The 13,566-nt window shown below is 59.6% G+C and carries 10 protein-coding genes; 5 read left to right on the forward strand and 5 right to left on the reverse strand.

The window, feature by feature from the left end; genetic code table 11:
• Positions 1–78 precede the first annotated feature (78 nt).
• Positions 79–2,589: an Rne/Rng family ribonuclease gene (locus CS903_RS03075; RefSeq protein ID WP_370737637.1), complete on the reverse strand. Its 2,511-nt coding sequence runs from the start codon at positions 2,587–2,589 to the stop codon at positions 79–81.
• Between the two features lie 475 nt (positions 2,590–3,064).
• Between CS903_RS03075 and CS903_RS03080 the strand changes: the two genes are divergently transcribed.
• From CS903_RS03080 to CS903_RS03100, 5 genes are all read left to right on the forward strand, one after another.
• The gene (locus tag CS903_RS03080; RefSeq protein WP_099332082.1) at positions 3,065–4,612 is read left to right on the forward strand and encodes a cytochrome ubiquinol oxidase subunit I; all 1,548 of its coding nucleotides are present in this window, start codon (positions 3,065–3,067) and stop codon (positions 4,610–4,612) included.
• A gap of 15 nt (positions 4,613–4,627) precedes the next feature.
• Complete coding sequence (gene cydB / locus CS903_RS03085; protein WP_099332083.1) at positions 4,628–5,782, forward strand: cytochrome d ubiquinol oxidase subunit II; 1,155 nt, start codon at positions 4,628–4,630, stop codon at positions 5,780–5,782.
• A gap of 85 nt (positions 5,783–5,867) precedes the next feature.
• The gene (gene cydD / locus CS903_RS03090) at positions 5,868–7,694 is read left to right on the forward strand and encodes a thiol reductant ABC exporter subunit CydD (protein WP_099332084.1); all 1,827 of its coding nucleotides are present in this window, start codon (positions 5,868–5,870) and stop codon (positions 7,692–7,694) included.
• A complete protein-coding gene (cydC, locus tag CS903_RS03095; RefSeq protein ID WP_099332085.1) occupies positions 7,691–9,460 on the forward strand; it encodes a thiol reductant ABC exporter subunit CydC in 1,770 nt (589 codons plus the stop codon). Before cydD ends, cydC begins: the two co-directional genes overlap by 4 nt.
• Entirely contained in the window at positions 9,457–10,614 is a 1,158-nt protein-coding gene (locus CS903_RS03100; protein ID WP_099332086.1) for a sensor histidine kinase, read from the forward strand. The genes cydC and CS903_RS03100 overlap by 4 nt, the downstream gene beginning before the upstream one ends.
• On the opposite strand, the gene CS903_RS03105 is transcribed toward CS903_RS03100, so the two are convergent.
• The 4 genes from CS903_RS03105 to CS903_RS03120 all read right to left on the reverse strand — a co-directional run bounded on the left by CS903_RS03105 (position 10,611) and on the right by CS903_RS03120 (position 13,557).
• Positions 10,611–11,258, reverse strand: a complete 648-nt coding sequence (locus tag CS903_RS03105; RefSeq protein WP_099332256.1) for a response regulator — start codon at positions 11,256–11,258, stop codon at positions 10,611–10,613. The genes CS903_RS03100 and CS903_RS03105 overlap by 4 nt on opposite strands.
• Positions 11,259–11,401: 143 nt before the next feature.
• The gene (mutM, locus tag CS903_RS03110) at positions 11,402–12,265 is read right to left on the reverse strand and encodes a bifunctional DNA-formamidopyrimidine glycosylase/DNA-(apurinic or apyrimidinic site) lyase (RefSeq protein WP_099332087.1); all 864 of its coding nucleotides are present in this window, start codon (positions 12,263–12,265) and stop codon (positions 11,402–11,404) included.
• Entirely contained in the window at positions 12,258–12,977 is a 720-nt protein-coding gene (gene rnc, locus CS903_RS03115; RefSeq protein WP_099332088.1) for a ribonuclease III, read from the reverse strand. The genes mutM and rnc overlap by 8 nt, the downstream gene beginning before the upstream one ends.
• Positions 12,970–13,557, reverse strand: a complete 588-nt coding sequence (locus CS903_RS03120; protein ID WP_099332089.1) for a YceD family protein — start codon at positions 13,555–13,557, stop codon at positions 12,970–12,972. The genes rnc and CS903_RS03120 overlap by 8 nt, the downstream gene beginning before the upstream one ends.
• Between the last annotated feature and the right edge of the window lie 9 nt (positions 13,558–13,566).

Here is a 13,566-nt window from a genome sequence, read left to right on the forward strand (position 1 = left end):
CCTACGGCCCGTGTTTCCCGCTAATTATGAGTGTGTAGTTCGGCACGTTGCAAGCATTCGCCCCGAACTACCACCTGACTACTGCTGAAGGAGGTCGCGAACTGCAGCTCGCGCCGACTCTTCTTTGCTGCGTTGGTCCTCACCTTTAGGTGGGGTAATCCCATCTCCCGTTGCCTTTGAGCCCGTTGCGGCCTTTCCGGGATCCAGGGGTCCCGTGACGACAGCTCGGCGACGCACAGGGCGTGTTACAGCTTTAGAAACCTGGTGCTGGGTGGGAAGAACGATGTCTTCCACCGCGGTTGGAACCGACTTGGCAGCCTTCGTTTTCTCACCCTTCACGGACTTTGCCTCAGCGGGAGGCGCCTGAGCCGGAGAGGAGGACTCGGCCTCGTTGTCTCGGGCGGGGGCCTGCGCTTTCTGGGCTCGGCGCGGCTGACGCTTCGTCTGAGTCTTCCGGGGGGACGACTCTGCTGTCTGCTCCTTGCCACCCGAGAAATCAGCGGCGGGGTCGGCGGGTGGGACCGCGACCGTCGCTGCAGCGATAGCAGTCAGAGCAGACTTGACCTTTTCTTCACCAATGTGGCTGTCCACCGGCTGGGCAGTTGCACGTTCCTCAGGCTGGCGCTCACGGTGACGTCGTTCGTCCCCCTGGCGCTGCTGATCTCCGCCACGCTGCTTCTTCTTCGACCCTGAGCCCACCGCCGCGAACGAGCGGTCCGCTTCGACGGGGTGGTCGTGGACGATAAACCCTCGTCCCTCACATGCCTCACATGAGGTGGAGAAGGTCTCAACCAGTCCCTCACCTACGCGCTTTCGAGTCATCTGAACGAGGCCGAGTGAGGTGATCTCAGTAACCTGGTGACGAGTGCGGTCGCGACCAAGCGACTCAACCAGGCGGCGCAAAACCAGCTCTCGGTTGGCTTCGAGCACCATGTCGACAAAGTCGATGATGATGATGCCACCGATGTCGCGAAGACGAAGCTGACGAACGATCTCTTCAGCAGCCTCAAGGTTATTGCGGGTAACCGTCTCTTCCAGTGTTCCACCAGAACCTACGAACTTTCCGGTGTTGACGTCAACTACGGTCATCGCTTCGGTGCGCTCGATAATTAGGGTGCCCCCGCTTGGGAGCCAGACCTTGCGGTCCATCCCCTTGGCTAACTGAGGACGAATACCCTTTTCATCAAAGACGTCGCTCTTCGAGTTCCACTTCTCAAGCCGATCGAGCAGTTCCGGAGAGAGCTCCTCGACATACTCGTGGACCGTCTGCCAGGTCTCTTCGCCCTGAACAACCAGCTTGGCAACATCCTCATTAAAGAGGTCTCGAACAACGCGAACGACCATTTCGGGCTCTCCCCGCAGCAACACCGGAGCTTTACGAGTCGTCTCGGTCTTCTTCTCGATCTTCGCCCACTGCTTGGTTAGACGATCCACGTCGTCACGCAACTGGTCTTCAGCGGCACCTTCCGACGCGGTTCTGACGATAACGCCAGTCCCCTCGGGAACGATCTGCTTGAGAATCTTCTTTAGTCGGTTGCGTTCGGGCTCCGGAAGCTTTCGGCTGATTCCAAGAACAGTGGAGCCGGGGACGAGGACGAGGTAGCGGCCAGCCAGCGTTATCTGGCTGGTCAGACGCGCTCCCTTGTGACCGATTGGATCTTTCGTCACCTGCACGAGGACGTTGTCGCCCGGAGCCAGCGCCGACTCAATGCGACGTGGCTTACCCTGCATGCCCAGGGCGTCCCAGTTCACCTCACCGGCATAGAGAACCGCGTTGCGGCCCCGACCGATATCAACAAAAGCGGCCTCCATCGAAGGCAGAACATTCTGGACCTTACCCAGGTAGATGTTGCCCACCACCGACTGGCTGGTGCGACGGGCTACGAAGTGCTCAACCAGGATCCCGTCCTCAAGAACAGCGACCTGGTCTGATCCATCCTCGTGGCGAACGATCATCTCCCGGTCAACGGACTCACGTCGGGCCAGGAACTCAGCCTCTGTGATTGAGTGGCGACGACGACCTTCTTTACGCCCCTCGCGGCGACGCATGCGCTTGGCTTCAAGTCGAGTTGAGCCGCGGATTGACTGAACCTGATCGACGTCGCTTGACTCACCAGTTTCACCCGAGTCTCCCCTGGTTCGACGCCGGCGACGACGGCTTGATGAGCTCGACTCAGAACCTTCCGCTTCGCCCGGCTCCAAGACGGGGGTCTCCGTCTGTGGCTCAGCACCTTCTTCCTCAGCTGCCCTGTCCTTTACCGAGGTCGAAGGCTTGCCGGAACCCGTTGAGGCAGGCTGCTTCTTCTGGCCCTGAGTCCTCTTGCTTGGCTGCCGCCCCTCACTCTTCGTCTGGGAATCTCCCCCCTCGGTCTTCTCCGAGGGCTCCTGCTGCTGAACCGGCTTAGTGGACTCAGCACGGCGATTGCCCGCTCGCTCACGGCGAGGACTTGCCTCACGGGCCGCGCCCTCGTTGCTGTCCTTGACTGCTGCGGGCTTCTGCTCCGGGGCCTGGAACACAGGTGCTTGGAACAACAACGCTGCCGCCGGTGTCTGAGGCAGCGTTACCTGCTCCTCGTTGTGGCTACTCAATTTTCACTCCCACGCATCCAGTGCCGTCCCACACCAAACGCACTGAAAGCTCAAACCAACTCGTCCTCACAAGTGGGACGGAAACTTGACGGGCCATTGCCAGGATTCAGCAGAATCCCCAACCACGGTTGGATCTGCCGGCCCCACCCGAAGGTGTGTTCGGGGGCCCTCGACTGTTATGTTACATCACGGCCCCGGCCGCCCCTAGGGGACGACGCCGGTAGAGAAATAGCTATCGTTCCTTGCCCCCTGAGAATCCTCCCGCAACTCAGCCCCATAATCGTGCTATTTGTGAGCGATCTGGACGCGTAACATGGAATATTAGATTCAGAGACAGGCTAAGTTGGCTGTAGGCGTGCCGTCAGAGCAGTCGGCAACCTCAACCTGGGTCGAGGGGTGCCGGTCCATGTCCGGGTCAGGACAGCTGACGGCTAGCACACCAGATTTTTGCAGTTTTTAATGAAAGGCCAATTGAATGGACGTCCTATCGACAGCCTTAGATACTGTCGCCATAGGGAGGTGGCAGTTCGGGATCACGACTGTCTACCACTTCCTCCTAGTGCCGCTTACGATCGGTCTGTCGCTCTGCGTAGCGATCATGCAGACCTTCTGGTACTCAACCGGAAAGGATGTGTGGCTCCAGGCCACACGCTTCTTCGGCAAGCTTCTACTAATTAACTTTGCCCTGGGTGTGGCCACGGGTATCGTCCAGGAATTCCAGTTCGGTATGAACTGGTCGGAGTACTCGCGTTACGTCGGTGATATCTTTGGCGCCCCGCTTGCCATTGAGGCACTTCTGGCCTTCTTCCTTGAGTCGACCTTCCTGGGTCTGTGGATCTTTGGTTGGGGACGGATTTCGAAGGGCGTTCACCTTCTGATGATCTGGCTTGTCACAGCCGGCGTGAACCTGTCAGCCCTGTGGATTTTGGCCGCTAACTCGTGGATGCAGCACCCGGTGGGAACCATCTTCAACCCGGAAACCGGTCGCGCAGAACTCGATGGTGTTGGTGGCTTCTTCCAGCTGATTATCAACCCCGTAACCTGGTTTGCTTTCGGCCACGTTGTCACCTCAGCTTGGCTTCTGACCGGTACATTCATCGCCGGCATCGCAGTGTGGTGGATGACCCGAGCAGCCCGCCTGGGCGGAGAGGCCGGAATGAAGGAGGCGCGTGAAATCTGGCGTCCCATCACCCTGTTTGGCCTTGTCGTCATCATTATCGGTGGCCTCGGTACCGCTGGAACCGGTCACTTCCAGGGCCAGGAGATGGTCAAACTTCAGCCGGCCAAGATGGCGGCTGCTGAGGGCATCTGTGTTGACACCGAGGGCGCTTCGTTTACCATCGCCATGTTCGGGGACTGCCCCACCTCCGTAGACGGAGTCCAGCCGACTCGAATCATCACGGTTCCGGGCGTTGCCTCTTTCATGGCTTCTAACTCATTCACCGCTGAGGCTGAGGGAACCATTGACATCCAGGCCCGAATGGTCGAAATGCTGAACAGCAACGAGGTCTTTGTCGAACGCTATGGTGATGCAGCACAGTACGACTTCATTCCGCCACAGATGCCCGTGTTCTGGTCCTTCAGGATCATGATCGGCTTCGCTGCTTTCTCGGCACTTCTCGCCTTGGCTGCACTGTGGACACTGCGTAAAGACAGGATTCCCACCTCCGTGTGGCTCGGTCGCTACGCGATCTTCTCCATCCCCATGCCGTTCATCGCAGCCTCAGCGGGTTGGATCTTCACCGAGATCGGGCGTCAGCCCTGGGTGGTCTACCCGAACATGGCCGCACTGCAAAATGGTGATCCCCTGGGTAATATCAGCCAGCTGACAGCCACGGGTATCTCCACCTCGGTCAGTGCCGGACAGATGCTGACAACCATGACACTGTTCACTCTGCTCTACCTAGCACTCGGGGTTGTCTGGGTTTGGTTGATGCGCAGATTCATCATTGAGGGCATACACCCGACATCTGAAGAGAGCAAGAAGGATCCTTCTGCTCAAGCCCTTCACTTCGGATACTGATAGGAGCCGATTGAAATGACAGCCCTAGTAGTTATCTGGTTCATACTCATTGCAGTCCTGTGGACCGTCTATCTCATCCTCGAAGGTTTCGACTTCGGTGTCGGAATGATCCTTCGTACCATGACCAAGTCGGATGAGGAACGCACCGCGGTCGTTCGAAGCATTGGCCCGCACTGGGACGGTAACGAGGTCTGGCTCCTCACGGCAGGCGGCGCGATGTTCGCGGCCTTCCCGCTGTGGTACTCGACCATGTTCTCCGGCATGTACATGGCGTTCTTCCTCCTCCTCGTCCTTCTGATTCTGCGCATCGTTGCCATCGAATGGCGTTCAAAGATCATCTCTAAAAAGTGGAGAAACACCTGGGACTGGTTCCAGACCATTTCCGCATTCGGTGTTCCGATCATCCTCGGCGTCGCCTTCTCCAACCTGGTTGCAGGTATGAAGATCGAAGCCCAGCAGTGGTCGATGGTTGACGGACGCCTCTCGATGACAACCGTTGATCCGAGCGCCGTGCAGGATGCAATGGCAAGCGGAACTCTGGCCTACAACATGGTCGGAAGCTTCTGGTCACTCTTCACTCCCTACACCCTGTGGGGCGGCGTGACTATCGCGGCCATTTGCTTCGCTGGCGGAACCCAGTTCCTTTCCCTCAAGATGGAGGGCGACCTCCAGAAGCGTGTTACGGCCGCATCAGCTCCGGCTTCGATCGTTGCTGTTGTCACCGGAGCCGTTTGGGTCACCTGGGGTCAGCTGGCCTACTCGAGTAACCAGTGGTCCTGGCTGCCGCTGCTCCTAGCAGCAGTCGCCCTCATCCTGACCGCTTTCTACTCACAGAAGGCATACCGGAACGAGAAGCTGGCACTCACGTACTCCTCACTCGGAGTGGCATTCGCAGTTGCATGGGTCTTCTCGACCATGGCTCCGTACGTACTGAAGTCTTCGATTGATCCGGCGTACTCGCTGACCATGGAGTGGGCTTCCTCGACTACTCCGACACTGACCGTCATGCTGGTTGTGGCAATCATCTTGGTTCCGATCGTTATCGGTTACACCCTGTGGTCCTACTGGGTGTTCCGCGGACGCATCAACCCGGAGGAAGCAAGTATTCCCACCGGTCTGCACGCGAAGCTCATTCGCCCTAAGGCCAACTTCCTAACCGGCAAGCAGTAGTGGTCGGTTAGGCTCAAGAAGGGCGGCTCCCGGTCTAATCGGGAGCCGCCTTTTTGCCCCTCCCAAAACCTGAGACAATGGTCCCGTGAAACCTTTTGATCCCCGTCTGCTCAAGTACGCACAGTCAACGCGCCGCTTCATAATCGAGATTGCGGTGCTAGGTCTTGTCACCGCCATCCTGGTGATCGCCCAGGCGTTCATGATCTCGAACACGATCAGTCCCGTCATCACCACCGGCGCGGACCTGCAGAAGGTTCTACCCACGCTGCTCGTCCTCGGCCTCATTGTGATTGTCAGGGCCCTGGTGGTGTACTTCCGCGAATCGCGGGCCCACAGAGCCGCCGATCAGGCGATCGATCAGCTCCGCAGAGAGGTGACCCAGAAGGCCGTTAGTCTTGGGCCACGTTGGCGTGCCCGGCACGGAACTGAGACAGCCTCCCTGCTGACTCGCGGCCTCGATGATCTGGAACCATACTTCGTCAAGTTCCTCCCCCAGCTGCTACTGACAATCACCGTCACACCGCTGGCTCTTCTAACCATCCTGATCCTTGACTTCTGGTCGGCTCTGATTGCGTTCGTCGTCATTCCCCTGATCCCTATTTTCATGGTTCTGATCGGGCGTTTGACCCAGGGTTTCTCGCAGAAGAAGTTGATCGCAATGGAGCGCCTTGGCGCACAGCTGCTCGACCTCCTCACCGGGCTGCCAACCCTGCGGGCACTAGGTCGTGAAAAGGGTCCACGCAAACACCTCATAGAACTGGGGAAGCAGAACACTCACACCACCATGCAGACCCTGCAGGTCGCCTTCCTCTCCGGGGGCGTCCTAGAGTTCATGGCCACCCTTTCGGTAGCGCTGGTGGCGGTCCAGGTTGGAATGCGAATGGTAACGGGCCAACTCAGCCTGTCCGTGGGTCTGGTCATCATCATGCTGGCCCCCGAGGTATTTGAACCCCTACGGCAAGTTGGCGCACAGTTCCACGCTTCAACAAACGGCGTGGCAGCAGCTGAAGAGTGCTTCCAGATCCTTGAAGAGGACGAGCCCGCCCACGGAACAGCAACTCCTCCTGCGGCCGGCAAAACCCCCATCATCATCAATGATCTTTCCGTGGCAGCTCGCGGCGCCTGGGCACCGCACTCCCTAAGTGGCACCATCGAACCGGGAAAGATCACCGCCCTCGTCGGCCCCTCGGGATCAGGTAAGTCGACAACCGTGCAGGTTCTGCTCGGATTCGAGGATGCAACCCGCGGAGCCGTCCTCATCCAGGACAGTGCGGGCAACGCCCTCCCCATCGATGAAGTTGACCGCGAAACATGGTGGCAGGACATCGCCTGGATTCCCCAGCACCCGACAATTACCCCGGGAACCGTCTTACAGAATGTTTTGGCTCACGAGGACGAAGCGCCGGGAACTGAAGTCACCCCTTCCCCATCGGAGGCCGTGCTCATTGCAGCTAGAGCCACCGGTTTCGACGCCGTCGTGAACTCTCTTCCCAATGGTTGGAACTCCGTCATTGGCTTTGGCGGAATCGGGCTTTCAGTCGGTCAACGCCAACGGCTCGCCCTGACCAGGACACTGGTGACCCGTCCTTCGCTGCTTGTTCTAGATGAGCCCACAGCCCATCTTGACGCGGTAAGTGAGAGTCAGGTCGTCGCAGTACTGGAAGAGCTGAAGACCACCGGTTCCACCATTCTTGTTATTGCCCATAGGAACGCAGTGGTTCAGGCTGCTGACACAGTTCTTGAGGTGGAGGCCGAGGCCGCCAGCGCGGATGATTTCGCCGCCTATCCGCAGCTCAATGATGACTTTGAACTTCTAGACCTCAGTGGAACTCTTCCCGGGCTCCTTGACCCGTCCGCGCTGGAACCTGTCGAAGTCGATGATGCACACGTAAATCTGGAGGTACGGAAGTGATCTGGTTCCTCACGAAACCCGAGCGTGCTGCGCTGCGCCGTATCGTCAAGATGCTGGGCCTTCGACCCGGCGGAATGGCCCTTTCCCTTCTGTTCGGTGTGGCCGGACTTGGTTCCGCCATCGCCCTGGCTGCCGTCTCAGCATGGCTGATCGCCCGGGCTTCCCAGATGCCCCCGGTCCTCTACCTCAGCGTCGCTGCCACATCCGTTCGCATGTTTGGTGTGCTGCGCGCCGTCTTCCGCTATGTCCAGCGTCTTGCCAGCCACCGGGTTGCCCTCGACGGCATGGACTCCCTCCGCCTAGAAATCTACGACTCCCTCACCACCGGCCCGATTGACCGGGTTGCCGCGATCCAACGCGGTGACTTACTCTCGCGAATCGGGGCAGACATTGACGCCGTTGGTGACTACATCGTCAAGTCCCTCCTGCCCTTCCTGGTTGCAGCCATCGTTGGCGTGGGAACCGTGATCGGGTTCGCCTTCCTTTCGATTCCCGCGGCCATCATTCTCGCCATCGGCCTGATCATCTCCGGTGTGGTGGCTCCCCTCCTCATGACCAAGTCAGCTCGGGCCGCAGAGAAAGAGGAGCAAGCGGCTCGGACCCAGCTTGCGGTCACCACCCTCGGTCTTCTCGAGTCGGCCGATGAACTGTCGGTGTCCGGTCGTCTCGCGGCCACCTACCGCCGCCTTCGCCACACTTCAAAGGCGCTCGACCGTGCGCGCGGCCTGGCTGCCCGCCCAGCCGCATTCGCCACCGCACTCGACCGCTTCGCCATGGGCGGCGTGGTGGTCGGCGTCATCCTGGTCGCGGTTCCTGAAACGAACGCCGGACTGGTCGCAGCAGTCGCACTTGCCGTCCTCGTCCTCACCCCACTGACCGCCTTCGAAGGTACCGCCGAGCTCGGTGCAGCCGCAGTCCAGATGATTCGGTCCGCGCGAGCCGCAGAACGAATCTCCGACCTCCTCGGTCCCGAGGATGCCAAGGTTGAACCGAGCCACGATATTCCCGTGGCAGATGAGCCCCATCTCAGCGCTAAAGACCTCACCGTGGGTTGGCCGGGCCGGACCCCGGCTCTCCAGGGCGTGAACCTCGACCTGAGCCCCGGACACGTCGTGGCCGTAGTTGGTCCGTCTGGGATCGGTAAGTCAACTCTCCTTTACACTCTCGCGGGAATGTTGGATCCTCGGGGTGGGTCTGCTGAACTCAACGGTTCACCGGTGTGGGGCGGAGATCGGGACCAGGTGACCCACGCTGTCACCCTCACCACCGAAGATGCTCACATCTTTGCCACCACTGTGGTCGAAAACCTGCGTGTGGCAAGGGCAGATCTGACTGATGCTGAAGCAGCCGAACTTCTCGATGAGGTGGGACTGGGATCCTGGCTGGCCTCTCTCCCTAACGGACTGGACACGCTGATCGGTGCCGGTGCAACTTCCATCTCGGGTGGTGAACGAAGGCGTCTACTTCTGGCACGCGCTCTCGCTTCGCCTGCTCGCCTGCTTCTCCTCGATGAGCCTGGAGAGCACCTTGATGCTGAGACCGCGGATGCAGTCATGCAGTCTCTGTTCGAGGGCGGCGGGCGGGGCCGCGGCCTAGTGGTAGTAACGCACCGGCTGTCCGGACTTGAGAAGGCAGACCGCGTCATCATCCTGGAGCCCTCTGATGATCCGCACCTCCCGGCCCTTGTCGGAGCGAGTGGCACCCACAGCGAACTTCTTGAGACCAACCCCGAGTACCGCTGGGCCGCCCAGCAGGAGAAATCATGAACGACGCCTCACTCGACAGCTGGTTTGAAGCTATCCGTCGCTTCACCAAACCCCTAGTTGAGGACCCGGTTGATGAGGACGAGGGCGAGACCCTCGAACTCTTCACGGAGACGGCGCTCGAGGCGTCCGGCTCGCACCTGGCCGCCCTCTACCTGCCTGCAGTGGGCGGGTACTGGATCTGCGAGGCCGCTTCCGGCGTCACCTCGGAGGGGCAGCCCGGCTTCACCATGATCGGGACCCCCTTCGACCTCGACCCAGCCCGCCGGCTCCTCCTGTCTGAAGGCCGTGCACTTCCCCATGGCCTGAGCCTCTACATTCCCCTCAAAATCCAGGGGGCAGTTGAAGGGTGCCTGGTCTTGACCCGCCGCCCCGAAGACCTTCCCTTTTCGGAAGAGGAGCAGCTGCGCGGAAGTGCCTTCGGAATGCAGGGTGCCCTCGCCCTCGACCTGATTGGCTCGCGCCAGGCCCATGACCTGGCCGTCCTCTTCGAGGAACGCGAGCGCATTAGTCGCGACCTCCACGACCTGGGGATTCAGCACCTCTTCGCAACAGGAATGCTGCTGCAGCGGCTCAAGCACGATGTAGGGACAGGACTCTCCCCCCGCAAGACCGAAGCCGGTCTTCAGGAGGCGATGGAACGTCTGGACGAGGCCGTGCGCCAAATACGCAACATTGTCTACAGGCTTCGTGACGATGATGAGGCGATGGGCCTGGTCGATGCCGTTGAGCGGGAGGCCTCCGTGGCACGCGCCCACCTGGGCTTCGCTCCGACAATCACCTTTGAGGATAACGGAAACCTACTGCGACCTGGATCTGAACCCATGGCACGTTTCAGGGTCGAGGTCGCGGACCGTGTGAGTGAGGCAATCACCGAGGACATCGTCGCTGTGATCAGGGAGTCTCTGACCAACATTGCAAGGCACGCGGGCGCCCACTCCGCTCACGTCACAATCAGCCTCTACGGATCTGGCCCAACCGGCGAAATCCAGGTGCTTGTGGTCGATGATGGTGCCGGGGTCGATCCCAGCCAGACACGAAGTTCCGGAATGGCAAACATGAACCGCCGGGCGGTTAACCACGGCGGTTCGTTCGCGTTCAGCTCCGGCCCCAGGGGAAGGGGTACTTCTCTGGTCTGGCGCTGCCCGCTGGTCTAGCGAGAAGTTTGGCCCTGGTTGTGGGTGCTTCCCTGGCGCCACGGAACAGCACGCTGAGAAGCCACCCAGGCTGCCACCTGCGTACGTCGCTGAAGGCCCATCTTGGAGAGCAGCGAAGTGATGTGGTTCTTCACCGTCTTCTCGGCGATCCCCAGCGACTCACCGATCTCACGGTTCGACATTCCGTCACCGATGAGATCGACGACGCGCTTCTCTGACGGTGTCAAAGAAGCTGTTGGATCATTGGACTTCGCCTGTCGACGGGTAACAGTCGCCTGGTCGAGCATAATTCGCCCCTCAGAAACTGCGGCGATAATATCGTTGATCTCAGAACCACGAATCGTCTTGAGGACGTAGGCGCGAGCACCGGCATCCAGAGCTTCCGAAACCGCAGCATCATCATCAAAGGTGGTGAGGACGATGGCTTTGGCACCCGGGTTGAACTGCTGGAAGCCTCGCATTACATCGATTCCAGTACCATCTGGGAGCTGGAGGTCGACCAGCAGCACGTCGGGGGTCACGATGGCACCCCGACGCAGTGCGTCCTCGACGGTCCCGGCTTCGGCTACCACCTGGAAGCGGGGGTCTCGATCAACGATGTCTGCGATTCCGCGCCGTACGATCTCATGGTCGTCCACTATCATTACGCGCACAACCAGGTCCGGCGACTCGACGTTTCTGTTCACCCTGCAATGATACGGGAAAAAAGTCCCATGAACGCCCCGGTCCATGCACGTCTGGTCGACTGGCTAAGGTTTTTGGACTCTTGGACCAAACCTCGCCCTCACTAACTCTCTTCCGGGGGCGGCTGGCAGCTCGGGCAGTAGTGATGTGACCTTCCATTGACGTTCTCACGAACGATCAGTGCTCCGCAGACTAAGCACGGTTCACCTTCGCGCCCATAGACGTGCAACGACCGTGCGAAGTAGCCCGGGTCTCCATCGGTGTTGAGGTAGAGGGAATCAAAGGAAGTCCCTCCCACTTCTACCGCTTCGACCATTACATCCCGAGACATCTCAACGACCCTGGTGACAGTTTCTGAAGGGAGCGAGCTGGCTCTTTCCAGACCGTTGATTCCGACACGGAACAGCGCTTCATCCGCATAGATGTTGCCAATTCCAGAAACAATGGCCTGATCGAGCAGCGCCGTCTTGATGAACCGACGCGTCTTACCCAGCGGCTTTGTCCAGGTGTCCAGGGGAACGTCCTCGAGAGGATCCGGGGCAAGGGCCACTGCGCCCTCAGGAATCAACCGCCCCGATGGGTCTTCAACAAGGGGTGAGATGGTGAGATGCCCAAACATTCGTGGGTCAATAAACGAAGCGTGCTTGCCGCTATCCAGAGCGAGGCGCACGTGTTCATGTCGTGCAAGCGGCTCTGCACTCGTATCAACGACGCGAACGTGACCGGACATTCCCAAATGGATAACCAGGGACAGATCCGAGTCCTCAAGGAGAAGCCACATAAACTTGCCCCGGCGCTCCACCCCCGTGACAACGGCATCGGTCAGGTGAGTATGGAGGTCGATCATCCCCTGCGCGTTCTTGCGCACCAGACGACCACCTTCTCCTTCAACCCTTGTGATCGTGCGACCTTTCAGGTGTCGCTCGATGCCACGCCGAATCGTTTCGACTTCGGGCAACTCAGGCATGTAGTCCTTCCGTGAGTTTGGTCAGCGCAGCACGCGCAGCATCGTTTTCAGCCACCTTCTTCGAGGGACCGACCCCCGTGGCAACCATTTCGGTGCCGAAGAAAATCTGGGCTTCATAGGAGCGATCGTGGTCCGGTCCGTGACCAGTGACAGTGAACTCAAAGTCCCCCCACCCGTGCTCTTTGGCCTTGAGGGAGAGCGGTGTCTTCCAATCAGCAATAGCTTCGGGGTCCTGGGCACGGTCAATTATCGGAGCCAGGTGCTTGAGCAGAGCTTTGCGGGTTGGCTCCAAGCCCTGCGAAAGGTAGGTGGCGCCGATCAGGGCTTCCATTGTGTCGGAGAGGATTGAGGCTTTGTTGCGCCCCCCGGTCTTGTTCTCTCCCACTCCAAGCAGGATGAACTCTCCGAGACCGATGGACCGAGCCATCTGCGCCAGAGGTTTCTGCGAGACGACGGCATTGCGAATCCGGGCTAGGTCACTTTCCGGAGCATCCGGGTAGCGATGAAAGAGCTCATCGGTGGCGACCACAGAAAGAACTGAATCCCCGAGAAACTCAAGTCGTTCATTGTGCGTTTGCAACCCGACCTCAAAGGCGAAAGACCGGTGGGTTAGTGCTTGAACCAGAAGCTCGAGGTCTACGTCTACCCCCCAGGCCTCAAGAAGCTCTGCGGCATCCTTGTTGATCGCACCCGAGGGTGCCTTCTTAGCCATTGTCTTGCGCCAGCAGTGACTTCAGGGCCGCAAATCGGGGATCGAGGAACTCGTGTTGGTGGTCCTCGGGGAGGTCGCGTCGAGGAACCCCGCAGTGTTCACAAATCCCCTCGCAGTCTTCCTCACACAGGGGTTGCATCGGAGCTTCCGCAAAGATTGCGTCCCTCAGCATGGGTTCAAGGTTCACGGCGTCCTGCTCGATCACGTAGGCGGGGTCGAACTCATCCCCTTCAATCTCGATATCAGGTGCGAATGCATCCGATTTACGAGCCCGGGAACGATCGCTGGATGCGACCTGGGTATAGAGTTCGGCCGCATCGACCTCGATCTCAACTTCCAGGTCATCGAGGCAGCGCACGCACTGGCCAACCAGGTTGACAGTCGTGCGCAGTTCGACATACACCCCCTGATCAACGCTGGTGACAGCCACCTCGAGGGGGACGACGGTGCCCTCAGGAAGTGTCAACACCTCGGTGTTCCACCCCGCCGGGGCGACCCAGTCGAGGGCGTGTTCGATCCTGGTACCTGTCAGTCGGGGCTGGTCCCGAAGCGACAGCATTAGGTCAGCTTTGTCAGCCATTGGCAACTT

Origin of the sequence: Actinomyces minihominis, from assembly GCF_900187855.1 — a bacterium.
Taxonomy (GTDB): domain Bacteria; phylum Actinomycetota; class Actinomycetes; order Actinomycetales; family Actinomycetaceae; genus Scrofimicrobium; species Scrofimicrobium minihominis.

Coding starts and splice junctions, on each gene's coding strand:
- CS903_RS03080 (WP_099332082.1), top strand. CDS start 3,065: ATGGACGTCCTATCGACAGCCTTAGATACTGTCGCCATAGGGAGGTGG.
- cydB (WP_099332083.1), top strand. CDS start 4,628: ATGACAGCCCTAGTAGTTATCTGGTTCATACTCATTGCAGTCCTGTGG.
- CS903_RS03100 (WP_099332086.1), top strand. CDS start 9,457: ATGAACGACGCCTCACTCGACAGCTGGTTTGAAGCTATCCGTCGCTTC.
- CS903_RS03105 (WP_099332256.1), bottom strand. CDS start 11,258: ATGATAGTGGACGACCATGAGATCGTACGGCGCGGAATCGCAGACATC.
- mutM (WP_099332087.1), bottom strand. CDS start 12,265: ATGCCTGAGTTGCCCGAAGTCGAAACGATTCGGCGTGGCATCGAGCGA.
- rnc (WP_099332088.1), bottom strand. CDS start 12,977: ATGGCTAAGAAGGCACCCTCGGGTGCGATCAACAAGGATGCCGCAGAG.
- CS903_RS03120 (WP_099332089.1), bottom strand. CDS start 13,557: ATGGCTGACAAAGCTGACCTAATGCTGTCGCTTCGGGACCAGCCCCGA.